This window comes from Staphylococcus pseudintermedius, assembly GCF_034042775.1.
In the GTDB taxonomy this organism is placed as follows: Bacteria; Bacillota; Bacilli; order Staphylococcales; family Staphylococcaceae; genus Staphylococcus; species Staphylococcus pseudintermedius.
Genome location: NZ_CP120150.1, coordinates 2,304,784 through 2,330,625 on the forward strand (window position 1 = coordinate 2,304,784; position 25,842 = coordinate 2,330,625).

The window sequence follows — 25,842 nt, forward strand, 5'->3', positions numbered from 1 at the left end:
CCAACCTCCTATTTATATATATGTTCTTAAAATCTCTGCTCGTTTTGCTTCAATAGATTGTTCATCTGTCTCATCTATCAAAAATGGTGACTGTATCGCGACCATTAATTCATTAAATCGAAAATCTTCCATATCTAAAATGCCTAAATCGACGCCCAACTTAATATCACTTAAACGGTGGGACGCTTCTTCCACCGAAATTAAACGACTATACTTCAATATACCCAAAGAACGATATATTCTATCTAATGTCTCGGTATGATTGTGTTCATTTAATCGCTCACGTAAAGCCAGTTCTTCGTGAATAATTTGATCAACTAATTCTGTTAAAGCATCAATAATCTCTTGCTCACTTTTTCCCAACGTCAGCTGATTTGAAACTTGATAAATATGGCCATAAACTTGTGAGCCTTCACCATAAATCCCTCGAATCGTAAAGCCAAAACGGTTAATCGTCTGCGCAATGCGGTTCATCCGTTTCATAATGGATAAACCAGGCAAATGCAACATGACACTCGCACGCATCCCTGTACCGACATTCGTTGGACACGTTGTTAAATAACCGAGTTGCTCGTCATAACTGATTTGTAACGTACGATCTAATATATCATCTATAGCAGATGCTTTTTGATAAAGTTCATTTAATGACAAATCATTGCCCATTGCTTGTATACGAATATGATCCTCTTCATTCACCATCACACTTACCGACTCATCTTCATTCAACAGTACTGCAGATGCCGGTTGTTTCGTCAACTCAGGACTGATTAAGTGTTTGGCTACTAGCTTATATTTACTCAACTGGTCGAGCTCATCTAAGCGGAGTACATTTAAGTCTGTTAATACATCTTGCACCTCATTAATGACGCGATGTCCCTCAGCTTCAGATGGAAACATGAGTGGGTGCACATAATTTTCAAGGTTACGTGCTAAACGAATACGCGAGGACATAATGACCGGTTGCGCATTCACCTTTTTCATCCAATCACTCATATGTTGGTCTAAATTATGCATCATCTTGTTGGGACACCTCGCTTTGTTGCTCAAGTGCTTGAATCTCATCACGCACAATCGCCGCTTCTTCAAAGGCTTGTTGCGCGACTAATAATTCAAGGCGTGCACGTTTTTCTTCTAGTTGCTTTTTCAGCGCACGTTTATGCTGTGATGACTTCGGACATTTCCCTGAATGTTCGATATGACCGCCTTGGACACGTCTCACAATGTCATACACGTCTTCTTTAAATGTTTCGTAACATTGCGCGCAGCCGAATTTGCCGACATGTGCAATGTCCTTCAACGTCATTTGACAGTTCGGACAGCGTTTTTGCTCTCGATAAACAACTTGATCCACATTCAGACCATGTTTTGCTGCCAAATGTTGCAAAATTTGTTGAATGACGAATGTGCCTTCAACGTCATCACCTTCATGCCATTGTTCGTCAGATTGATCATAACCTGATTGATCGTACGCTTGAATAGGATGAAATTCAAGGTGTTTGTTTTGATGTTTATCAAGTTCACGCTTATCGATTTTCATTGCACATCACCTTCTAATAATAATTAATTACGGGAAGTAACCGTTTTAAAATATTTGCACGGATAATATCTCTCGACGCGACATCCATTTTTAATGTTTCCCGATCCACCACCGCCGCAATCATTTTTGCTTCTCGGTCCGTAATTAATTGATTTTCACGCAAGCCATCAATAATATACAAAGCTTGTTGTTGAGAAAGGGCCGGACCAATCAACTCCATTAAACGTTTAATGTAATTGTTTTGATCTTTCGTTTCAACTTTTGTGATCCGAATATAACCACCGCCGCCGCGTTTACTTTCAATTTCATAACCGTGTTCGTTAGTAAAGCGCGTCTTAATAACATAATTCAACTGAGATGGTACACAATCAAAACGTTGTGCAATATTGGCACGTTGAATTTCAACTACATCATCTTGTGCCTCTTCAAATAATTGCTTAATGTACTGTTCTATGATGTCAGACATATTATGCATGGTATCACCCCTTTTGACCATCTTTGACTATATTATAGAACCCACTTTGACCTTTTTCAACCAATTTGATTTTAAATTTGATAAATAGTTATGTTACTGCTTACATTTTTGTTGTATGATAGTCTTAGTAAAAATTATTTAGAAAAAATAGAGGTGGAACACACATGCATATTTTAATTGGGGTCATCGGGATTGGTGTTTTCTTAGCCCTCGCTTTTATTGGAAGTTCTGATAAAAAGGGCATACGTTGGAAATACATTGGTATTATGTTTGTTATTCAGCTCATCTTAGCATATGCTTTACTGAAAACAAAAATTGGGATTACCATTGTAGGTGGTATCGCAACAGGATTCGGTTACTTACTCAAACAAGCCGGTGTCGGTATTGATTTTGTTTTCGGTGGTCTTGTCAATAACGGTCAAATGTCATTTTTCTTAAGCGTTTTATTACCTATCGTTTTCATTTCTGCCTTAATTGGTATTTTACAATATACAAAAATATTGCCTTTAATTATTAATATTTTAGGTTTCTTAATCTCAAAAATTAATGGCATGGGACGTTTAGAATCATACAACGCTGTTGCTGCAGCCATCCTTGGACAATCAGAGGTATTTATTTCACTTAAAAAACAATTACCTTACATTACGAAGCAACGTTTGTATACATTAACAGCTTCGGCGATGTCCACTGTGTCTGCATCGATTATTGGTGCGTACTTCACATTAGTACAACCTAAATATGTGGTAACTGCGGTCGTCCTTAACTTATTAGGTGGGTTTATCATTGCTTCCATTATTAACCCTTATAAAGTGGATGAAGAAGAAGATAAGTTATTGCTTGAAGAAGAAAAGAAAAAGCAATCCTTCTTTGAAATGTTAGGGGAATACATTTTAGATGGATTTAAAGTCGCTGTAATCGTCGGCGCGATGTTAATCGGTTATATCGCCCTCATCTCATTATTGAATGGACTTGTTGGTGGTCTCATTAGCCTCATTTCTGGCGGCGCATTAGATTGGAACTTCCAAACATTAATCGGCTTTATCTTTGCACCACTTGCTTTCTTAACAGGTATTCCATGGAGTGATGCAGTAGAAGCTGGCTCGATCATGGCAACAAAACTATTATCTAATGAGTTCGTAGCGATGACTGAACTCGGCAAAGCATCTGGTTTATCAGAACGTTCATTAGGTATCGTGTCGGTATTCTTAGTATCGTTTGCTAACTTCAGCTCAATCGGTATCATCTCAGGTGCTATCAAATCATTAAATGACGAAAAAGGCGACATGGTAGCACGTTTCGGATTAAAATTATTATTCGGTGCAACACTCGTATCATTCGTATCCGCAGCAATCGCAGGCTTTTTCTTGTAAGCTGCATCTAAAGTATGGGAAAAGATAAACAAATATAACACATATTAAGAGACTGAGTCATGATGGCTGAGTCTCTTTTTTGTTGTGCATTTTCAAACCATTTTAGTTGGGCGACAGATTCAATTGTTAAAGAAGCATTTTCATTTTTTATTATGAACATCTCGGATTTTTAGTGAAACATTTAGGCAGTATTATTTTGATTGTTAAAGAAATGTCCATAGTACGCTAAAATATAGTACAATTTTTCTCTATTATCAAATAACATAAATACTTTTTTAAATTTAAGTGGATTAAATCAGATAATCATTATATAATTTAAACATGTGATTGTGTATTTTTATTTTTTAATAAATCATTAGGAAAATATTTTTATCAAATATGCAACAAATGAGGACTTCAACTTTATTTAAAAGGCATCATCAATACATACAGAATTAACGGACTAGTTTAATACAAATAAATCATAGAAAAGGAAGACAACAATGAAAAAATCATTTTTAAAATTCAGTTCAACATTTTTACTTTTAACAACTATCGGCATGACGGGCACTAACGCTGCGAATGTTTGGGGCGCAGAAGAAGGAACGAAAATCCTCGTGGAAGATATTCAAAATGATCCGCTCGCAAAGAGAACAGCAATCTTCCAAGGTCCAAAAGGTCTGCCGTGTACTACTACAATGTTGACTTCTAACTTTGGACTCACTGCCGCACATTGTGGCGACGGCTTTCTAGAAGGATCGGTCGGTACGGTATACCCTGCTCAATCAGGACTATCAACACCTTTTGGATCAATGTCCATATCTTTATTTAATCCTTATAACGACAAAGATATCGCCTTTATATATGGTCAAGATAGCGGGAAAAGTAAGGACTATATTCATTATCAAAGAGATTTCGCACAAACTGAAATAAAACTTCAAGGTTTCACAGATGACGAATTAAAAAAAATGGTTGGAAAAAAAGTATATTCATATGGATATCCATATAACTACCACGCTCATAAACAATATAGATTCACAGGAGAAATCACTTTCGCGAATAGTGATTTTATTAAAACAAACTTACCTGCATACGGTGGCCAATCTGGCTCCTCTGTATTTTTAGAAGATAATGACCAATTGGTTGGCATATTGGTCAAAGGAGGAGATGACGATAAAAATGCAATCTTGGAACCCATAACGAAAGATATCGCTCGATGGTACAAAGGTAAAAAAGATATTTTAGAAAATCCTGTTCAATAAATCCGTAATCTAAAGTGACACCTCACCATGTTTGTATGAAAACGTAATTGGGGGATTTACCCAATTCTTTATACACACCATATCGTTTTACAACAGTAAAGGCTAGGACCATTTGAAAGTCCTAGCCTACTTTTATCTATTCCTACTGCTGCATCACATGTTCTATAAAATATTGTGTCATGCGATAATCATCTGTTAATTCTGGGTGGAACGATACGCCTAAATAACGACCTTGTTGTACAGCGATAATTTTGTCATCAATCGTCCCTAATACATCAACGGCTGCTTCTGTTGATTGAATATGGGGTGCACGAATAAAAACACCTTCAATCGGTTGATCAATACCTTTAATGTGTAGTTCAGACTCGAAACTATCGACTTGGCGCCCAAATGAATTACGCTCTACTGTAATATCTAACTTTTGCAGATAGCCTTCTTCGCCTACGATATCTTTCGCAAGGACAATTAAGCCTGCACACGTACCAAACATAGGTAATTGTGATGCACGTAACGCCTCTTTAAAACCATAAAGATTCATGAGACGGCGTAAAGTTGTCGATTCGCCACCAGGGATAATTAAGCCATCGATTTCTTCTAATTGTTCAACTTTTTTAATTGCGACACCTTCATGACCCGCAAGTTCAATATGACGGATATGTTCACGTACCGCACCTTGCAAAGCTAATACACCGATTTTCATTTTACCAACCACGCTCTTGCATACGTTCTTCTAATGAAAGTTGATTAATATCGATACCTTTCATTGCTGTACCTAGTTTTTTCGCTAACTCACCAATTAATTTATAATCTTGGTAATGTGTCGTCGCTTGTACAATCGCTTTAGCAAATGTTTCTGGGTCTTCAGATTTAAAAATACCTGAACCTACGAATACACCGTCAGCACCTAATTCCATCATTAATGCCGCATCTTGAGGTGTTGCCACGCCACCTGCCGCAAAGTTCACGACTGGTAAACGACCATGCTTTTTAATGTCTTTTAAGATTTCATATGGCGCGCCTAAGTTTTTCGCTTCAGTCATCAATTCGTCATCACTCATTACTGTGATACGTTTCACTTCTTGATTCACTTGGCGCATATGACGTACCGCTTCTACGATATTCCCTGTACCTGGTTCACCTTTCGTACGTAACATCGCAGCACCTTCACCGATACGACGCGCTGCTTCACCTAAGTTACGGCAGCCACAAACGAATGGCACTGTATATTCATCTTTTTTCAAATGGAACACTTCATCTGCAGGTGTTAACACTTCTGACTCATCAATGTAGTCTACACCCATTGCTTCTAATACTCTTGCTTCTGTAATATGACCGATACGACATTTCGCCATTACCGGAATAGATACAGCATTCATAACTTCTTCTACAATAGATGGATTACATGCACGCGCAACGCCACCTGCTGCACGAATATCTGATGGGACACGTTCAAGTGCCATCACTGCAACCGCACCTGCTTCTTCCGCAATTTTCGCTTGTTCTGCATTCACGACGTCCATAATTACGCCGCCTTTTTGCATTTCTGCCATTCCTCGTTTAACACGTTCTGATCCGACTTGTTTAGACATAGGTGATGAAACCCCCTTTTATTATTTACACATGTAGCTTATACTATTATCTGAACCGCTTAAAGTGTCAGAAACGCAAAATATTAAAGGGTCAGATTGAGGTGCGATGATGGAAATGTTGATGTTTCATATTAATAAACGAGAAGGGCAGCCGATTTATATTCAATTATACGAAAACATTAAACAAAGTATTATGAATGGACGTATGCATGAAGGCGAAAAGTTACCTTCTAAACGTCAACTGAGTCAATATTTGTCAGTCAGTCAAACGACCGTGGAAAATGCCTATGCGCAACTTGTCGATGAAGGTTATATTTATAGTCAACCGAAATCAGGCTTTTTCGTCAGTGACATCGAAACATTGCCGTTCACTAAAAAGACATCACGCCCAACATTGCCTACATATCAAAGCCCGACGACTGAACAAGCTTATGCATTTAACTTAGGAATGATTGATCAAGCGCACTTCCCTTTCGAACAATTTCGGAAATATGCGAAGGAAGCATTTGAAGAATTACAGTTTTATCTCGTTGAACCTGGACATAAACAAGGCGATTACACTTTACGTGCACAAATTAGTCGCTATTTATTTCATAGTCGTGGGGTTCAATCCACACCCGAGCAAGTCATTGTCGCTTCGTCTACAGAGCAGTTGCTGTCTATCATTACAGATTTACTGCCAGGACCTAAAGGAATGATGTTAGAGGACCCGATTTACCCTCAAGTCCATCAGCTTTTAACCCGTAAACATATTCCTTATCAGTTTGTGCCCGTGGAAAACGATGGCATCGCGATGAATACGGTTGAAAATGCGTCACATCATATCGTTTACATTACACCAAGTCATCAATTTCCAACAGGTGTGACGATGAGCCTCAAAAAGCGGATGCGTCTTCTGAAATGGGCCAGTGAAGACCCACATCGCTATATTATTGAAGATGATTATGACTCAGAATTTCGGTATGAAGGTAAACCTATTCCAGCCCTACAAAGTTTAGATCAAACAGGTAGCGTTATTTATGTGAGTACATTTTCAAAGTCCATCTCTCCAACAATTCGGATTGCTTACGCCGTGTTGCCAGAAGCGTTGTTACATCATTATCAGCAAGCCGAAAACATTGAGGGTGGCACCGTACCACGCCATACGCAATTTATGGTGACCACCTTTATGGAGACGAATCAATTTGAACGCCATTTAAATCGCATGAGAAAAATTTATCGTCAAAAGCGAGACATTATTTTACAACAACTACAAAAGTATCCATCCATTTTTGAAGTTTCTGGTGAAAAAACAGGTATGCATTTAATTATTACGATTAAAAATGGCTGGTCAGAACAACAGTGTCTTGAGCAATTACAACGATTTGATATCGATATGAAGCCCCTTTCCCAATACGTCTACCATCAACAAGAGACCGCCCCTCGTTTTGTAGTAGGCTTTGGTGGGATACCAATAGAAAATTTAGAAACGCATATAGAAAGACTCATCACTTGTTTTAAAGAAGAATATTGCATATAAAAAAGACATGCTCGACTGAACATTTCATTCAGCCGAGCATGTCTTTTTTACGTTTAATCTTTCAATAAGTGTGGGTTTCTCACATTCTGATAGTCGTACAACTCAATTTCTTGCAATTGCATCAGTGAACGTCTCAGTTGTGCGTAATGATTCATTTCAGGTAGCGTCACAACCTTCTCTGGACGCTGACCTTGCTCTAATAATTTAGCGATATTCTCAAATACAACCAAATACTGCCCCATAGCCTCTTCACTAATCAACATGCGCTTCTGGATCTCCATCACTTGCATTAACTTAAAGCTCATTTGTTCAAGAATAAACATCGCAGGATAAAAATATTGCGTTCTTTTCTTGTTCGATAACAACTCACCATACGCATAACGATACATCACTTGCATATTCTCAATATTAATTTTCAGTCTCAGTTTTTCCCTTTGACGAAAATATTCGACATTGTAATGTACATTCGAAAATAACGTATGGAAAATTCGGGCTTCAATGCGTGTCACATCTGCCATAAATTCCGGTAAACGTTTAGAAGCAAGTCTTCTCCCAATAATCATCACACCAATAATCGCAAGCCCTACCCCCACTGTTGTATCTAATAAACGTGGAATCGCAATAGCAAACGTCAAGCTCCCTTGAGCCAAACCACCTAATAAAATGACTTGAACCGTAATTGCCAACATCGCAAGCGCATAATTGGCACCGACTAAAATTTCAGTAATCGCACCACTTAAACTAAGCACAATGACCACCATTAAACTATTGGGTTCTAGAAGTAAAAAGCCAATCACAATGCCAATACCAATAAGCGTCCCAATCCATCTTGCACCAGCACGTTCAATACTTGCAATCGTCGTACCACCAAGAAGAACCGTATGCGCACTTAACGGAATCCAGTAAGCACGTTCAAAGTTAAATATCAGTGCCACAAAAATGGCGATACCGATGATGACTGAATATTTCGCAGCTGAAATAAAATGCATCGACTCCGGTGTTAAGTGATAACGTAACCTTCTTATATATTGTGGAGATTGTCGTGTCACATGTTTTTTAACTTGTTCATCAGGCGCATCAATCATTTCATCCACCTTAAAAATTAAACCTACTAGTTCTTCAAATGCAGTAGGTACATTAACTTCTTTTCTCCAAACATTTTTTGACGTTTGCCTTTGCGTAATACGGTGCACAACGTCTGTCATCATTTCATTTATAATAGGGGGGATGGGACGATGACCTTTTGCATTCAATTCAAGTAGTTCTGAATATACCCCTTCAGCAGTACGATGTAGCAATGACAACCGCTGTACTTCTACAGACTTTCTCTTCAATACCGATCTTGAAGTTTGAAGAATTTCAGAAGTTGAAATCAAGGTTTGCACGGTCGTTTTGGTCAAGGCATTAAACGTCACTTGCTCATTAAAATGGTGAATCAATGCTTGAATCTCCTTGAACTCTTTAGACACCGCACTAAATTCAGGTTGCTCATGACCTATCTTAATTTCGATGAGCACAAATATAAGCGCAAGAAGACCACCGATACCTACAATAGCCCCTCTCCATAAAAATGCATGCGGATCAGGGGGCATAACGCTTGCCAAACTATAGGCAATAATAAAAAACGTAGAAGAAGGACCAGGGATATTTAAAGTATTAAAAACATAAAACGGCACAACAGCAACAATTAACAAAAAGATGCCAAAAAGCAAAGGCGTACTTGCGGTTAATGTCCCGATCATCATCGTTACAACTAAACCAATGGCTGCGAAAGTGACTGAACGCAAGCGCGAATTAAATGTTCCTTTGAAAACATAAATACTTGCAAAAGTGCCAATCGTTGCTAATAAGGCACTTGAAAAATCATGAAACATCAAGCCATAGAGTAAAGGTAAAAACATTAATAACCCTTGACGTAAACCACGTTGTAAATCGATTTTATCAACATCGATATGTGCGACATTTTTGAAATAAGTCAACATGACAGACACCACCTTTGTTTAAATAAAAAAAAGAGACCTACTAAAGGGTCTCAATTCGGCTCATCGCATCCTATGCGTTTTATTTCTGCTTGGCAACGTCCTACTCTCGCGGAACGTAAGTCCGACTACCATCGGCGCTAAAGAGCTTAACTTCTGTGTTCGGCATGGGAACAGGTGTGACCTCTTTGCCATAGTCACCAAACAAAAATATGATTGAATGTTATACATTCAAAACTAGATAGTAAGTATATTTATCACAAGCATTACCTTATGAACAATTATATTGATTAAGTCTTCGATCGATTAGTATTCGTCAGCTCCACGTATCGCTACGCTTCCACCTCGAACCTATTCACCTCATCATCTTTGAGGGATCTTATAACCGAAGTTGGGAAATCTCATCTCGAGGGGGGCTTCATGCTTAGATGCTTTCAGCACTTATCCCGTCCATACATAGCTACCCAGCTATGCCGTTGGCACGACAACTGGTACACCAGAGGTATGTCCATCCCGGTCCTCTCGTACTAAGGACAGCTCCTCTCAAATTTCCTACGCCCACGACGGATAGGGACCGAACTGTCTCACGACGTTCTGAACCCAGCTCGCGTACCGCTTTAATGGGCGAACAGCCCAACCCTTGGGACCGACTACAGCCCCAGGATGCGATGAGCCGACATCGAGGTGCCAAACCTCCCCGTCGATGTGAACTCTTGGGGGAGATAAGCCTGTTATCCCCGGGGTAGCTTTTATCCGTTGAGCGATGGCCCTTCCATGCGGAACCACCGGATCACTAAGTCCGTCTTTCGACCCTGCTCGACTTGTAGGTCTCGCAGTCAAGCTCCCTTATGCCTTTACACTCTATGAATGATTTCCAACCATTCTGAGGGAACCTTTGAGCGCCTCCGTTACTCTTTAGGAGGCGACCGCCCCAGTCAAACTGCCCGCCTGACACTGTCTCCCAGCACGATAAGTGCTGCGGGTTAGAAATCCAATACAATTAGGGTAGTATCCCACCAATGCCTCCACGTAAGCTAGCGCTCACGCTTCTAAGGCTCCTACCTATCCTGTACAAACTGTACCGAATTTCAATATCAGGCTACAGTAAAGCTCCACGGGGTCTTTCCGTCCTGTCGCGGGTAACCGGCATCTTCACCGGTACTATGATTTCACCGAGTCTCTCGTTGAGACAGTGCCCAAATCGTTACGCCTTTCGTGCGGGTCGGAACTTACCCGACAAGGAATTTCGCTACCTTAGGACCGTTATAGTTACGGCCGCCGTTTACTGGGGCTTCGATTCGTAGCTTCGCTTGCGCTAACCACTCCTCTTAACCTTCCAGCACCGGGCAGGCGTCAGCCCCTATACGTCACCTTACGGTTTAGCAGAGACCTGTGTTTTTGATAAACAGTCGCTTGGGCCTATTCACTGCGGCTCTTCGAAGCGTGAACCTCAAAGAGCACCCCTTCTCCCGAAGTTACGGGGTCATTTTGCCGAGTTCCTTAACGAGAGTTCGCTCGCTCACCTTAGAATTCTCATCTTGACTACCTGTGTCGGTTTGCGGTACGGGCACCGTTATTCTAGCTAGAGGCTTTTCTCGGCAGTGTGAAATCAACGACTCGAGGAACAAGTTCCTCTCCCCATCACAGCTCAATCTTAAGAGTGCCGGATTTGCCTAACACTCAATCTCACTGCTTGGACGTGCACTCCAACAGCACGCTTCGCCTATCCTACTGCGTCCCCCCATCGCTTAAAACGAATAATGGTGGTACAGGAATATCAACCTGTTATCCATCGCCTACGCCTGTCGGCCTCAGCTTAGGACCCGACTAACCCAGAGCGGACGAGCCTTCCTCTGGAAACCTTAGTCAATCGGTGGACGGGATTCTCACCCGTCTTTCGCTACTCACACCGGCATTCTCACTTCTAAGCGCTCCACATGTCCTTGCGATCATGCTTCAACGCCCTTAGAACGCTCTCCTACCATTGTCCAATGGACAATCCACAGCTTCGGTAATATGTTTAGCCCCGGTACATTTTCGGCGCAGTGTCACTCGACTAGTGAGCTATTACGCACTCTTTAAATGATGGCTGCTTCTAAGCCAACATCCTAGTTGTCTGGGCAACGCCACATCCTTTTCCACTTAACATATATTTTGGGACCTTAGCTGGTGGTCTGGGCTGTTTCCCTTTCGAATATGGACCTTATCACCCACATTCTGACTCCCAAGTTAAATTATTTGGCATTCGGAGTTTGTCTGAATTCGGTAACCCGAGAGGGGCCCCTCGTCCAAACAGTGCTCTACCTCCAATAATCATCACTTGAGGCTAGCCCTAAAGCTATTTCGGAGAGAACCAGCTATCTCCAAGTTCGATTGGAATTTCTCCGCTACCCTCAGTTCATCCGCTCACTTTTCAACGTAAGTCGGTTCGGTCCTCCATTCAGTGTTACCTGAACTTCAACCTGACCAAGGGTAGATCACCTGGTTTCGGGTCTACGACCAAATACTCATTCGCCCTATTCAGACTCGCTTTCGCTACGGCTCCACATTTTCTGCTTAACCTTGCATCAGATCGTAACTCGCCGGTTCATTCTACAAAAGGCACGCCATCACCCATTAACGGGCTCTGACTACTTGTAAGCACACGGTTTCAAGTTCTCTTTCACTCCCCTTCCGGGGTACTTTTCACCTTTCCCTCACGGTACTGGTTCACTATCGGTCACTAGAGAGTATTTAGCCTTAGGAGATGGTCCTCCCAGATTCCGACGGAATTTCACGTGCTCCGTCGTACTCAGGATCCACTCAAGAGAGAATTCGCTTTCGACTACAGGATTATTACCTTCTCTGATTAACCTTTCCAGGTTATTCGTCTAACAAATTCTTTTGTAACTCCGTACAGAGTGTCCTACAACCCCAATAAGCAAGCTTATTGGTTTGGGCTCTTCCCGTTTCGCTCGCCGCTACTCAGGGAATCGATTTTTCTTTCTCTTCCTCCGGGTACTAAGATGTTTCAGTTCTCCGGGTCTGCCTTCTTGCATGCTATGTATTCACATGCAGATAACACGACATAACTCGTGCTGGGTTTCCCCATTCGGAAATCTCTGGATCAAAGCTTACTTACAGCTCCCCAAAGCATATCGTCGTTAGTAACGTCCTTCATCGGCTTCTAGTGCCAAGGCATCCACCGTGCGCCCTTAATAACTTAATCTAAACGTTATGATAAACGCTCGCATTCTATCTTATTTCTTTCTTCGCTTGTTCATTTACGAGAAGTAAACTTCACTGCGCTCATCAAGAAATGCGTTGACTGACAAGCGTTTTCATAAACGTTTGTACAATCAAAAATACGATGTTTACCATCACCAGTTATTAATTATGTGAGTCGTCATTTGACGACTAGCGATAATTTTTTGTTTCAAGCTTTTAAACGCTTGTCACTCGGTTTTGCTTGGTAAAATCTATACTTACTTATCTAGTTTTCAATGTACAATTTCAAATGGTGGGCCTAAGTGGACTCGAACCACCGACCTCACGCTTATCAGGCGTGCGCTCTAACCAGCTGAGCTATAGGCCCATTTGAATTTTGAATTCTCAATGAATGAGCATTCAAAACTGAATACAATATGTCACGTTAATTCGCTTATCACCTAATAGTGATATTCCGTATATTATCCTTAGAAAGGAGGTGATCCAGCCGCACCTTCCGATACGGCTACCTTGTTACGACTTCACCCCAATCATTTGTCCCACCTTCGACGGCTAGCTCCAAAATGGTTACTCCACCGGCTTCGGGTGTTACAAACTCTCGTGGTGTGACGGGCGGTGTGTACAAGACCCGGGAACGTATTCACCGTAGCATGCTGATCTACGATTACTAGCGATTCCAGCTTCATGTAGTCGAGTTGCAGACTACAATCCGAACTGAGAACAACTTTATGGGATTTGCTTGACCTCGCGGTTTCGCTGCCCTTTGTATTGTCCATTGTAGCACGTGTGTAGCCCAAATCATAAGGGGCATGATGATTTGACGTCATCCCCACCTTCCTCCGGTTTGTCACCGGCAGTCAACTTAGAGTGCCCAACTGAATGATGGCAACTAAGTTCAAGGGTTGCGCTCGTTGCGGGACTTAACCCAACATCTCACGACACGAGCTGACGACAACCATGCACCACCTGTCACTTTGTCCTCCGAAGAGGAAAACTCTATCTCTAGAGCGGTCAAAGGATGTCAAGATTTGGTAAGGTTCTTCGCGTTGCTTCGAATTAAACCACATGCTCCACCGCTTGTGCGGGTCCCCGTCAATTCCTTTGAGTTTCAGTCTTGCGACCGTACTCCCCAGGCGGAGTGCTTAATGCGTTAGCTGCAGCACTAAGGGGCGGAAACCCCCTAACACTTAGCACTCATCGTTTACGGCGTGGACTACCAGGGTATCTAATCCTGTTTGATCCCCACGCTTTCGCACATCAGCGTCAGTTGCAGACCAGAAAGCCGCCTTCGCCACTGGTGTTCCTCCATATCTCTGCGCATTTCACCGCTACACATGGAATTCCACTTTCCTCTTCTGCACTCAAGTTTTCCAGTTTCCAATGACCCTCCACGGTTGAGCCGTGGGCTTTCACATCAGACTTAAAAAACCGCCTACGCGCGCTTTACGCCCAATAATTCCGGATAACGCTTGCCACCTACGTATTACCGCGGCTGCTGGCACGTAGTTAGCCGTGGCTTTCTGGTTAGGTACCGTCAAGATGTGCACAGTTACTTACACATTTGTTCTTCCCTAACAACAGAGCTTTACGATCCGAAGACCTTCATCACTCACGCGGCGTTGCTCCGTCAGGCTTTCGCCCATTGCGGAAGATTCCCTACTGCTGCCTCCCGTAGGAGTCTGGACCGTGTCTCAGTTCCAGTGTGGCCGATCACCCTCTCAGGTCGGCTACGTATCGTCGCCTTGGTAGGCCGTTACCCCACCAACTAGCTAATACGGCGCGGGTCCATCTATAAGTGACAGCAAGACCGTCTTTCACTGTAGAACCATGCGGTTCAACATGTTATCCGGCATTAGCCCCGGTTTCCCGGAGTTATTCCAGTCTTATAGGTAGGTTACCCACGTGTTACTCACCCGTCCGCCGCTAACGTCAAAGGAGCAAGCTCCTTATCTGTTCGCTCGACTTGCATGTATTAGGCACGCCGCCAGCGTTCATCCTGAGCCAGGATCAAACTCTCCATAAAAGAAGTAAGCTTGATATAGCTCGTTGATTGTTTAAGTCAATCACTCTCGAAAGTACTTTTGAAGTACTCAAATTATTGGAATTAACGTTGACATATTGTCATTCAGTTTTCAATGTTCATGTCATTTCTTTTTCGACTCGACAAGAATTAATTATACATAGTTCTTGTTAAAAAGTCAACAACTTTTATTATTTTTTCTAATTTTCCCAAGAAAAAATGACCGCTTGGTCATGATAAAAGTTTTGCTTGGCAACGTCCTACTCTCGCGGAACGTAAGTCCGACTACCATCGGCGCTAAAGAGCTTAACTTCTGTGTTCGGCATGGGAACAGGTGTGACCTCTTTGCCATAGTCACCAAACAAAAATATGATTGAATGTTATACATTCAAAACTAGATAGTAAGTATATTTATCACAAGCATTACCTTATGAACAATTATATTGATTAAGTCTTCGATCGATTAGTATTCGTCAGCTCCACGTATCGCTACGCTTCCACCTCGAACCTATTCACCTCATCATCTTTGAGGGATCTTATAACCGAAGTTGGGAAATCTCATCTCGAGGGGGGCTTCATGCTTAGATGCTTTCAGCACTTATCCCGTCCATACATAGCTACCCAGCTATGCCGTTGGCACGACAACTGGTACACCAGAGGTATGTCCATCCCGGTCCTCTCGTACTAAGGACAGCTCCTCTCAAATTTCCTACGCCCACGACGGATAGGGACCGAACTGTCTCACGACGTTCTGAACCCAGCTCGCGTACCGCTTTAATGGGCGAACAGCCCAACCCTTGGGACCGACTACAGCCCCAGGATGCGATGAGCCGACATCGAGGTGCCAAACCTCCCCGTCGATGTGAACTCTTGGGGGAGATAAGCCTGTTATCCCCGGGGTAGCTTTTATCCGTTGAGCGATGGCCCTTCCATGCGGAACCACCGGATCACTAAGTCCGTCTTTCGACCCTGCTCGACTTGTAGGTCTCGCAGTCAAGCTCCCTTATGCCTTTACACTCTATGAATGATTTCCAACCATTCTGAGGGAACCTTTGAGCGCCTCCGTTACTCTTTAGGAGGCGACCGCCCCAGTCAAACTGCCCGCCTGACACTGTCTCCCAGCACGATAAGTGCTGCGGGTTAGAAATCCAATACAATTAGGGTAGTATCCCACCAATGCCTCCACGTAAGCTAGCGCTCACGCTTCTAAGGCTCCTACCTATCCTGTACAAACTGTACCGAATTTCAATATCAGGCTACAGTAAAGCTCCACGGGGTCTTTCCGTCCTGTCGCGGGTAACCGGCATCTTCACCGGTACTATGATTTCACCGAGTCTCTCGTTGAGACAGTGCCCAAATCGTTACGCCTTTCGTGCGGGTCGGAACTTACCCGACAAGGAATTTCGCTACCTTAGGACCGTTATAGTTACGGCCGCCGTTTACTGGGGCTTCGATTCGTAGCTTCGCTTGCGCTAACCACTCCTCTTAACCTTCCAGCACCGGGCAGGCGTCAGCCCCTATACGTCACCTTACGGTTTAGCAGAGACCTGTGTTTTTGATAAACAGTCGCTTGGGCCTATTCACTGCGGCTCTTCGAAGCGTGAACCTCAAAGAGCACCCCTTCTCCCGAAGTTACGGGGTCATTTTGCCGAGTTCCTTAACGAGAGTTCGCTCGCTCACCTTAGAATTCTCATCTTGACTACCTGTGTCGGTTTGCGGTACGGGCACCGTTATTCTAGCTAGAGGCTTTTCTCGGCAGTGTGAAATCAACGACTCGAGGAACAAGTTCCTCTCCCCATCACAGCTCAATCTTAAGAGTGCCGGATTTGCCTAACACTCAATCTCACTGCTTGGACGTGCACTCCAACAGCACGCTTCGCCTATCCTACTGCGTCCCCCCATCGCTTAAAACGAATAATGGTGGTACAGGAATATCAACCTGTTATCCATCGCCTACGCCTGTCGGCCTCAGCTTAGGACCCGACTAACCCAGAGCGGACGAGCCTTCCTCTGGAAACCTTAGTCAATCGGTGGACGGGATTCTCACCCGTCTTTCGCTACTCACACCGGCATTCTCACTTCTAAGCGCTCCACATGTCCTTGCGATCATGCTTCAACGCCCTTAGAACGCTCTCCTACCATTGTCCAATGGACAATCCACAGCTTCGGTAATATGTTTAGCCCCGGTACATTTTCGGCGCAGTGTCACTCGACTAGTGAGCTATTACGCACTCTTTAAATGATGGCTGCTTCTAAGCCAACATCCTAGTTGTCTGGGCAACGCCACATCCTTTTCCACTTAACATATATTTTGGGACCTTAGCTGGTGGTCTGGGCTGTTTCCCTTTCGAATATGGACCTTATCACCCACATTCTGACTCCCAAGTTAAATTATTTGGCATTCGGAGTTTGTCTGAATTCGGTAACCCGAGAGGGGCCCCTCGTCCAAACAGTGCTCTACCTCCAATAATCATCACTTGAGGCTAGCCCTAAAGCTATTTCGGAGAGAACCAGCTATCTCCAAGTTCGATTGGAATTTCTCCGCTACCCTCAGTTCATCCGCTCACTTTTCAACGTAAGTCGGTTCGGTCCTCCATTCAGTGTTACCTGAACTTCAACCTGACCAAGGGTAGATCACCTGGTTTCGGGTCTACGACCAAATACTCATTCGCCCTATTCAGACTCGCTTTCGCTACGGCTCCACATTTTCTGCTTAACCTTGCATCAGATCGTAACTCGCCGGTTCATTCTACAAAAGGCACGCCATCACCCATTAACGGGCTCTGACTACTTGTAAGCACACGGTTTCAAGTTCTCTTTCACTCCCCTTCCGGGGTACTTTTCACCTTTCCCTCACGGTACTGGTTCACTATCGGTCACTAGAGAGTATTTAGCCTTAGGAGATGGTCCTCCCAGATTCCGACGGAATTTCACGTGCTCCGTCGTACTCAGGATCCACTCAAGAGAGAATTCGTTTTCGACTACAGGATTATTACCTTCTATGATTAACCTTTCCAGGTTATTCGTCTAACAAATTCTTTTGTAACTCCGTACAGAGTGTCCTACAACCCCAATAAGCAAGCTTATTGGTTTGGGCTCTTCCCGTTTCGCTCGCCGCTACTCAGGGAATCGATTTTTCTTTCTCTTCCTCCGGGTACTAAGATGTTTCAGTTCTCCGGGTCTGCCTTCTTGCATGCTATGTATTCACATGCAGATAACACGACATAACTCGTGCTGGGTTTCCCCATTCAGAAATCTCTGGATCAAAGCTTACTTACAGCTCCCCAAAGCATATCGTCGTTAGTAACGTCCTTCGTCGGCTTCTAGTGCCAAGGCATCCACCGTGCGCCCTTAATAACTTAATCTATATGATATTTTGGCAAACGTTCGCATTCGGCTTCATCACTTCACATTCACTCAGTTACTTACGCGCAGTAAGCGCCTTCGCTCATGCTTGTGATTCATAGACTGACAAACGTTTTCAAAACATCATGTCGTCTACCGAAATACAATTTTTTCCAAAATCACCAGTTATTAATTATGTGAGTCGTCATTTGACGACTAGCGATAATTTTTTGTTTCAAGCTTTTAAACGCTTGTCACTCGGTTTTGCTTGGTAAAATCTATACTTACTTATCTAGTTTTCAATGTACAAATCATTCTGAACCCTCAAATGAATGAGCATTCAAAACTGAATACAATATGTCACGTTAATTCGCTTATCACCTGATGGTGATATTCCGTATATTATCCTTAGAAAGGAGGTGATCCAGCCGCACCTTCCGATACGGCTACCTTGTTACGACTTCACCCCAATCATTTGTCCCACCTTCGACGGCTAGCTCCAAAATGGTTACTCCACCGGCTTCGGGTGTTACAAACTCTCGTGGTGTGACGGGCGGTGTGTACAAGACCCGGGAACGTATTCACCGTAGCATGCTGATCTACGATTACTAGCGATTCCAGCTTCATGTAGTCGAGTTGCAGACTACAATCCGAACTGAGAACAACTTTATGGGATTTGCTTGACCTCGCGGTTTCGCTGCCCTTTGTATTGTCCATTGTAGCACGTGTGTAGCCCAAATCATAAGGGGCATGATGATTTGACGTCATCCCCACCTTCCTCCGGTTTGTCACCGGCAGTCAACTTAGAGTGCCCAACTGAATGATGGCAACTAAGTTCAAGGGTTGCGCTCGTTGCGGGACTTAACCCAACATCTCACGACACGAGCTGACGACAACCATGCACCACCTGTCACTTTGTCCTCCGAAGAGGAAAACTCTATCTCTAGAGCGGTCAAAGGATGTCAAGATTTGGTAAGGTTCTTCGCGTTGCTTCGAATTAAACCACATGCTCCACCGCTTGTGCGGGTCCCCGTCAATTCCTTTGAGTTTCAGTCTTGCGACCGTACTCCCCAGGCGGAGTGCTTAATGCGTTAGCTGCAGCACTAAGGGGCGGAAACCCCCTAACACTTAGCACTCATCGTTTACGGCGTGGACTACCAGGGTATCTAATCCTGTTTGATCCCCACGCTTTCGCACATCAGCGTCAGTTGCAGACCAGAAAGCCGCCTTCGCCACTGGTGTTCCTCCATATCTCTGCGCATTTCACCGCTACACATGGAATTCCACTTTCCTCTTCTGCACTCAAGTTTTCCAGTTTCCAATGACCCTCCACGGTTGAGCCGTGGGCTTTCACATCAGACTTAAAAAACCGCCTACGCGCGCTTTACGCCCAATAATTCCGGATAACGCTTGCCACCTACGTATTACCGCGGCTGCTGGCACGTAGTTAGCCGTGGCTTTCTGGTTAGGTACCGTCAAGATGTGCACAGTTACTTACACATTTGTTCTTCCCTAACAACAGAGCTTTACGATCCGAAGACCTTCATCACTCACGCGGCGTTGCTCCGTCAGGCTTTCGCCCATTGCGGAAGATTCCCTACTGCTGCCTCCCGTAGGAGTCTGGACCGTGTCTCAGTTCCAGTGTGGCCGATCACCCTCTCAGGTCGGCTACGTATCGTCGCCTTGGTAGGCCGTTACCCCACCAACTAGCTAATACGGCGCGGGTCCATCTATAAGTGACAGCAAGACCGTCTTTCACTGTAGAACCATGCGGTTCAACATGTTATCCGGCATTAGCCCCGGTTTCCCGGAGTTATTCCAGTCTTATAGGTAGGTTACCCACGTGTTACTCACCCGTCCGCCGCTAACGTCAAAGGAGCAAGCTCCTTATCTGTTCGCTCGACTTGCATGTATTAGGCACGCCGCCAGCGTTCATCCTGAGCCAGGATCAAACTCTCCATAAAAGAAGTAAGCTTGATATAGCTCGTTGATTGTTTAAGTCAATCACTCTCGAAAGTACTTTTGAAGTACTCAAATTATTGGAATTAACGTTGACATATTGTCATTCAGTTTTCAATGTTCATTTCAAATATATAATGGTGGAGACTAGCGGGATCGAACCGCTGACCTCCTGCGTGCAAAGCAGGCGCTCTCCCAGCTGAGCTAAGCCCCCATGTTATTTTACAGAAGTCGGGAAGACAGGATTTGAACCTGCGACCCCTTGGTCCCAAACCAAGTGCTCTACCAAGCTGAGCTACTTCCCGTTATTAAGATGGCGCGCCCGATAGGAGTCGAACCCATAACCTTTTGATCCGTAGTCAAACGCTCTATCCAATTGAGCTACGGGCGCATAATTAAAGATGGTGCCGAGGACCGGAATCGAACCGGTACGGTGATCTCTCACCGCAGGATTTTAAGTCCTGTGCGTCTGCCAGTTCCGCCACCCCGGCAAAAATAATGGAGCAGAAGACGGGATTCGAACCCGCGACCCCGACCTTGGCAAGGTCGTATTCTACCGCTGAACTACTTCTGCTCAATAGTATTCGAATGGTGAGCCATAGAGGATTCGAACCTCTGACCCTCTGATTAAAAGTCAGATGCTCTACCAACTGAGCTAATGGCTCATAAAATGGTGCCGGCCAGAGGACTTGAACCCCCAACCTACTGATTACAAGTCAGTTGCTCTACCAATTGAGCTAGGCCGGCAATGGTGGAGAATGACGGGATCGAACCGCCGACCCTCTGCTTGTAAGGCAGATGCTCTCCCAGCTGAGCTAATTCTCCATATGTAATGCCTGGCAACGTCCTACTCTCGCGGAACGTAAGTCCGACTACCATCGGCGCTAAAGAGCTTAACTTCTGTGTTCGGCATGGGAACAGGTGTGACCTCTTTGCCATTGTCACCAGACAATAATTATTTTATTAAGTAGCTTATCGGCTACCTTTTTATAATACATGTTTTGCAAATACTTTTCAATAGTTAATTTTACACTTTGTTTAAGTTTTTTACAAACATTTTAAATTTGTTTTGCCGTTCAATTTGACGACTTTTATATAATACTCAATTATCTTTTCAAAGTCAACACTTTTTAACACCTTTTTTTAAAATAAATTCAAACCGATTTGCATGACCATTTCTGTGCCCACCACATGTGAAACCAACCTAGTCTCGCCATATCCATTCACCATGCATCATAGTATTCTCTCCTCTACACATCGCAATATGAAGTGTCCCTCGTGTTCATCCTTTTCTCCTTTACTAAAGCTAAAAAACGCCTGTACACTGAATAGACAATGTACAAGCGATTAATAATACATCTTATTTTTGGCGCATATATGGGAATAATAACACGTCACGAATAGATGGAGAATTCGTTAATAACATCACGAGGCGGTCAATACCGATACCTAATCCACCTGTTGGCGGCATACCGTATTCTAATGCCTCAATGAAATCCTCATCCATTTCATGTGCTTCGTCGTTACCTTGCTCTTTTTCTACTAATTGTGCTTCAAAGCGTTGACGTTGATCGATTGGGTCATTTAATTCTGTGAACGCATTCGCATGTTCGCGACCTACAATAAACAACTCAAAGCGATCAGTGAAACGTGGATCTTCAGGGTTCTTCTTAGCTAAAGGAGAGATTTCAATTGGATGACCATAAATGAATGTCGGTTGAATTAAAGTTTCTTCTACTTTTTGTTCGAAAAATTCATTTAGAATGTGACCATACTTCATATTATCATCTACTTCAATACCATGTGCTTTCGCTAATTCGTGTGCTTCTTTGTCTGATTTCACTTCATAAAAGTCTACACCTGTCGCTTCTTTAACGGCATCGACCATGTGTAATCTACGCCATTGTGGTTCTAAATTAATTGTTTCATCACCGTACTGAACTGAAGTTGTACCTAATACGCGACGAGCGATGTGTGCAACTAATTCTTCAGTTAATGACATAATATCTTTGTAATCTGCATACGCTTCATACAATTCAATCATCGTAAATTCTGGGTTATGACGTGTAGAAACACCTTCGTTACGGAATACACGTCCGATTTCATATACTTTCTCCAAACCACCTACGATTAAACGTTTAAGGTGTAGTTCGATGGCAATACGCATGTAAAGTGTTGCATCCAATGCGTTGTGGTGTGTCACGAATGGCTTCGCTGCAGCACCCCCTGCGATTTGATGCATCATTGGTGTTTCCACTTCTAAAAACCCTTTTTCATTAAGGTAATTACGCATTTCTTGAAGAATACGGCTACGATTAATAAATGTTTGCGTGCTTTCTTCGTTGGTAATTAAGTCAAGATAACGTTGACGGTAGCGTTGTTCAATATCTTGTAAACCGTGATGTTTGTCCGGTAATGGACGTAACGCTTTAGATAAAAGTTTGAATGACTTCGCTTTTACTGATAATTCTCCAGTATTTGTTTTAAACATAATACCTTCAACGCCGACAATATCACCTAAGTCTGCAGTATTCCAAATACCAAATTGTGCGTCACCCACTTGGTCTTTACGTACATAAATTTGAATTTGACCCGATAAATCTTGAACGTGCGCAAATCCTGCTTTACCTTTACCACGTTTTGTCATAATACGACCTGCAATTACCGTATGACTTTCCGTTTCTTTTTCAGCAAGTTCTTCTTTTGCGTATTGATCCCATTGAGCTTTTAACGTTTCCGCAGTTCCAGTACGCTCAAACTTCTCACCGAATGGATCAATCCCTAAGTCTCTTAATTCTTGTAATTTTTGTCGACGGACCTGCATTTGGTCATTCAATTCTTCTGTCATGCTTACCTCTCCTTTTCGCTTCTTATGCCTCTATTTTTTGTTTTTCCATTTGTTCATCACGGAATTCTGTTAAAATCTCAGTCATTTCGGCTAAGGTTTCTGCCTGGTTTAATGCTTTACGCGCTTTACCATTGCCTCTGACACCTTTAAGGTACCATGACGCGTGTTTGCGCATTTCCATAACGCCCACTTTTTCACCTTTTAAATCTACGAGACGATTCAAGTGTAATAAAGCAATCTCAATTTTTTCGTCGATTTGAGGCTCATCAATTAACTCGCCTGTTTCTAAATAATGCACCGTACGATAAATCATCCATGGATTGCCTAATGCTTCACGTCCAATCATGACTGCATCCACACCTGTCTCTTTAAGCATCTTTTCAGCAAGTTCTGGACTCGTAACGTCACCATTACCGATGACAGGAATGTTAACTGCTTCTTTCACTTGACGAATAATATCCCAATCTGCCTTACCTTCGTACATTTGAACACGTGTGCGACCATGTAGCGAAATCGCCGCAGCACCAGCACGTTCAGCAGCTTTTGCATTTTCAACGGCGAAGATATGGTCCTCATCCCAGCCGATACGCATTTTACATGTCACAGGCTTGCTCACACGTTCTGTTACCGCCGACACCATTTCATAAATTTTGTTCGGATCTAATAACCAACGTGCACCCGCTTCACATTTAATGATTTTTGATACTGGACAGCCCATATTAATATCAATAATGTCAGCTGTTGTATTTTTATCTACATATTCGGCAGCTTCGACTAATGTTTCTTTTTCACCACCAAAAATTTGTAACGATAATGGACGTTCATTTTCATCGATGTATAACATTTTCATCGTTTTTGGGTTGTTAAACAAAATCGCTTTATCGCTCACCATTTCTGCGCACACTAGCCCGGCACCGAACTCTTTTACAGTAAGTCGAAATGCTGAGTTACACACACCTGCCATAGGCGCAAGCACGACTCTGTTTTCAATTTCAACGTCGCCAATTTTCCACATTTCAAATTTCCTCCAATATATTCAAAGTCAATCACCAAAATCCATCACAATATTGCTTTATATTTTACTACTGTATCATCATGAGGTACGATCTGTTGAATTTTTTGGCCCGAATGCGGTTCGGTAACATTGGCAGCAATATCATTTAATGGTACCATCACAAAAGCACGTTCAGTCATACGCGGGTGCGGCACCGTTAAATCATCCTCTTCAATGATTTCATCGCCGTACAATAAAATGTCAATATCCATTGTACGTGGGCCCCATCGCACTTTACGTACACGATGTAACTCTGCCTCAGTTTCTAAAGCGACCTTTAACAAGTCTTGTGCAGAAAGTTGTGTTTGAATGTGTAAGCATAAATTCAAAAAATCAGGTTGTTCTGTATATCCGACCGGCTTCGTTTCATAAATAGGTGAAATCGCAACAACATTAATCTTGTCATGAGCATCTAATAAATCAATCGCTGCTTTTAACTGTGCTTCTCGGTCACCCATGTTACTGCCTAAACCTAAATACACATCAATCATGGTGATTCGCCCTCACAATTTCTACACCGACCCCTTGATAATAACCAGGTATAGGTGGATTTTTTTTAGTGATTCTAACTTTCGTTTCCATTACACGATTATAGTGTGAATTTATACGTAATGCAATACGTTCCGCAAGATGTTCAATTAATTGCACAGCAGAACCATGCATAATGGCTTTGATATCTTCATATACTTCACCGTAATGTACAGTATCTTCCACGCGATCAGACGTACCTGCTACACTTAAATCCACTTTCATTTCAACATCAACGGTAAAAATTTGACCGATTTCATTTTCTGCAGGGAGCGCGCCATGATACGCATAAAATTCAAGTCCTTTTAAAAATATTTTATCTTCCATCTTCATATCCTTTCAACGCATCCATTGTTTTGGCCAATCGTGCATTCATTAAAACATTATGTACACGAACACCATGTACACCTTTCATAATACCGTAAGCTGTTGTGGCTGCCGTCGCTTCATCGCGCTCATCAACTTGATTGTCGCCACCGAGTAAAAATTTAATCAAACGCTTTCGACTCGTCGCTAACAAAACTTTATAACCTGTTGCAACAAGTTCATCTAACCGTGACATCACTTCTTGTTCTTCTTCACGCGTTGTCGCAAATCCAATACCCGGATCAAGCCAAATACGTTCACGATCAATCCCGGCGAGCACCGCTTTATTCGCTTGCTTTAATAACATGACAAGCATTTCGTCCATCACCGGTACGTTCCGCTCGCCATCACCATTATGCATTAAAATGACTTCTGCGTCGTATTTCGCAACCACTTGAAACATGCGTGAATCATAAAGCCCTGCCCACTGATCATTAATCATTGTAGCACCCGCTTCAAGTGCAGCTTCTGCAACTTCGCTTCGAAATGTATCGACTGAAATAGTGACGTCCAAATGTTGTAAAGCTTTAACGACCGGGATGACACGTGCAAGTTCTTCCTCCACTGTGACTTCCTCTGTGACTTCCTCGTGACCTGGACGTGTGGATACGCCTCCTACATCAATGATATGTGCGCCTTGTTCAACCATCTTAGTCCCATGTTCAACCGCGCGATCAACTTCATTAAAGCGCCCACCATCTGAAAACGAATCCGGTGTGACATTTAAAATACCCATAATTTGTGTTTGTGGCATGTTACAATCTTCCTTTCCGCCTCATTCAACCATTCACATCCACCTTAGAAT

The 25,842-nt window shown here is 43.1% G+C and carries 14 protein-coding genes, 9 tRNA genes and 7 rRNA genes; 3 read left to right on the plus strand and 27 right to left on the minus strand.

Features of this window, described 5'->3' with window-relative positions:
• Positions 1–12: 12 nt before the first annotated feature.
• The 3 genes from P3U61_RS10940 to P3U61_RS10950 are packed head-to-tail and all read right to left on the minus strand — an operon-like array spanning position 13 to position 2,012.
• On the minus strand, positions 13–1,017 hold the full coding sequence (locus P3U61_RS10940; protein WP_015728601.1) for a protein arginine kinase: 1,005 nt from the start codon (positions 1,015–1,017) through the stop codon (positions 13–15).
• Positions 1,007–1,537, minus strand: a complete 531-nt coding sequence (locus P3U61_RS10945; RefSeq protein ID WP_063284842.1) for a UvrB/UvrC motif-containing protein — start codon at positions 1,535–1,537, stop codon at positions 1,007–1,009. Before P3U61_RS10945 ends, P3U61_RS10940 begins: the two co-directional genes overlap by 11 nt.
• A gap of 13 nt (positions 1,538–1,550) precedes the next feature.
• Complete coding sequence (locus P3U61_RS10950) at positions 1,551–2,012, minus strand: CtsR family transcriptional regulator (protein ID WP_014614779.1); 462 nt, start codon at positions 2,010–2,012, stop codon at positions 1,551–1,553.
• 164 nt (positions 2,013–2,176) lie between these two features.
• Between P3U61_RS10950 and P3U61_RS10955 the strand changes: the two genes are divergently transcribed.
• The gene (locus P3U61_RS10955; protein ID WP_014614780.1) at positions 2,177–3,382 is read left to right on the plus strand and encodes a NupC/NupG family nucleoside CNT transporter; all 1,206 of its coding nucleotides are present in this window, start codon (positions 2,177–2,179) and stop codon (positions 3,380–3,382) included.
• 482 nt (positions 3,383–3,864) lie between these two features.
• Positions 3,865–4,623: a trypsin-like serine peptidase gene (locus tag P3U61_RS10960; RefSeq protein WP_063284841.1), complete on the plus strand. Its 759-nt coding sequence runs from the start codon at positions 3,865–3,867 to the stop codon at positions 4,621–4,623.
• Positions 4,624–4,765: 142 nt separating this feature from the next.
• Here the strand turns inward: P3U61_RS10960 and pdxT are convergent, their stop codons facing one another.
• A complete protein-coding gene (gene pdxT, locus P3U61_RS10965) occupies positions 4,766–5,323 on the minus strand; it encodes a pyridoxal 5'-phosphate synthase glutaminase subunit PdxT (protein ID WP_014614783.1) in 558 nt (185 codons plus the stop codon).
• A gap of 1 nt (position 5,324) precedes the next feature.
• Positions 5,325–6,212, minus strand: a complete 888-nt coding sequence (pdxS, locus tag P3U61_RS10970; protein WP_014614784.1) for a pyridoxal 5'-phosphate synthase lyase subunit PdxS — start codon at positions 6,210–6,212, stop codon at positions 5,325–5,327.
• A gap of 109 nt (positions 6,213–6,321) precedes the next feature.
• Between pdxS and pdxR the strand changes: the two genes are divergently transcribed.
• Positions 6,322–7,731, plus strand: a complete 1,410-nt coding sequence (gene pdxR, locus P3U61_RS10975) for a MocR-like pyridoxine biosynthesis transcription factor PdxR (RefSeq protein WP_063284840.1) — start codon at positions 6,322–6,324, stop codon at positions 7,729–7,731.
• Between the two features lie 53 nt (positions 7,732–7,784).
• On the opposite strand, the gene P3U61_RS10980 is transcribed toward pdxR, so the two are convergent.
• From P3U61_RS10980 to folP, 22 genes are all read right to left on the minus strand, one after another.
• Positions 7,785–9,713, minus strand: coding sequence for an FUSC family protein (locus P3U61_RS10980; RefSeq protein ID WP_099991752.1), 1,929 nt, complete (start codon positions 9,711–9,713; stop codon positions 7,785–7,787).
• Positions 9,714–9,800: 87 nt separating this feature from the next.
• A 5S ribosomal RNA gene (gene rrf / locus P3U61_RS10985) occupies positions 9,801–9,915 on the minus strand.
• Positions 9,916–9,996: 81 nt separating this feature from the next.
• A 23S ribosomal RNA gene (locus tag P3U61_RS10990) occupies positions 9,997–12,918 on the minus strand.
• 289 nt (positions 12,919–13,207) lie between these two features.
• Positions 13,208–13,284 (minus strand) — tRNA-Ile (locus P3U61_RS10995).
• A gap of 104 nt (positions 13,285–13,388) precedes the next feature.
• Positions 13,389–14,940 (minus strand): 16S ribosomal RNA (locus P3U61_RS11000).
• Positions 14,941–15,184: 244 nt separating this feature from the next.
• A 5S ribosomal RNA gene (gene rrf / locus P3U61_RS11005) occupies positions 15,185–15,299 on the minus strand.
• 81 nt (positions 15,300–15,380) lie between these two features.
• Positions 15,381–18,302, minus strand: a 23S ribosomal RNA gene (locus tag P3U61_RS11010).
• A 392-nt stretch (positions 18,303–18,694) separates the two neighbouring features.
• Positions 18,695–20,246, minus strand: a 16S ribosomal RNA gene (locus tag P3U61_RS11015).
• Between the two features lie 133 nt (positions 20,247–20,379).
• Positions 20,380–20,455, minus strand: a tRNA-Ala gene (locus P3U61_RS11020).
• 17 nt (positions 20,456–20,472) lie between these two features.
• Positions 20,473–20,546: transfer RNA gene (locus tag P3U61_RS11025), tRNA-Pro, on the minus strand.
• A 9-nt stretch (positions 20,547–20,555) separates the two neighbouring features.
• Positions 20,556–20,632 (minus strand) — tRNA-Arg (locus P3U61_RS11030).
• Between the two features lie 11 nt (positions 20,633–20,643).
• A tRNA-Leu gene (locus tag P3U61_RS11035) sits at positions 20,644–20,732 on the minus strand.
• Between the two features lie 8 nt (positions 20,733–20,740).
• Positions 20,741–20,815: transfer RNA gene (locus P3U61_RS11040), tRNA-Gly, on the minus strand.
• 15 nt (positions 20,816–20,830) lie between these two features.
• A tRNA-Lys gene (locus P3U61_RS11045) sits at positions 20,831–20,906 on the minus strand.
• A gap of 6 nt (positions 20,907–20,912) precedes the next feature.
• A tRNA-Thr gene (locus tag P3U61_RS11050) sits at positions 20,913–20,988 on the minus strand.
• A gap of 2 nt (positions 20,989–20,990) precedes the next feature.
• Positions 20,991–21,066 (minus strand) — tRNA-Val (locus P3U61_RS11055).
• Between the two features lie 9 nt (positions 21,067–21,075).
• Positions 21,076–21,190: ribosomal RNA gene (gene rrf, locus P3U61_RS11060) — 5S ribosomal RNA — on the minus strand.
• Together the 16S, 23S and 5S rRNA genes with 9 tRNA genes alongside form the textbook arrangement of a ribosomal RNA operon.
• A 411-nt stretch (positions 21,191–21,601) precedes the next feature.
• On the minus strand, positions 21,602–23,089 hold the full coding sequence (lysS, locus tag P3U61_RS11065; RefSeq protein ID WP_015728597.1) for a lysine--tRNA ligase: 1,488 nt from the start codon (positions 23,087–23,089) through the stop codon (positions 21,602–21,604).
• Between the two features lie 22 nt (positions 23,090–23,111).
• On the minus strand, positions 23,112–24,104 hold the full coding sequence (gene dusB, locus P3U61_RS11070; RefSeq protein ID WP_014614788.1) for a tRNA dihydrouridine synthase DusB: 993 nt from the start codon (positions 24,102–24,104) through the stop codon (positions 23,112–23,114).
• Between the two features lie 44 nt (positions 24,105–24,148).
• On the minus strand, positions 24,149–24,634 hold the full coding sequence (gene folK, locus P3U61_RS11075) for a 2-amino-4-hydroxy-6-hydroxymethyldihydropteridine diphosphokinase (RefSeq protein WP_014614789.1): 486 nt from the start codon (positions 24,632–24,634) through the stop codon (positions 24,149–24,151).
• Entirely contained in the window at positions 24,627–24,998 is a 372-nt protein-coding gene (gene folB, locus P3U61_RS11080) for a dihydroneopterin aldolase (RefSeq protein ID WP_014614790.1), read from the minus strand. The genes folK and folB overlap by 8 nt, the downstream gene beginning before the upstream one ends.
• Entirely contained in the window at positions 24,988–25,791 is an 804-nt protein-coding gene (gene folP, locus P3U61_RS11085) for a dihydropteroate synthase (protein ID WP_014614791.1), read from the minus strand. The genes folB and folP overlap by 11 nt, the downstream gene beginning before the upstream one ends.
• Positions 25,792–25,842: the final 51 nt, after the last annotated feature.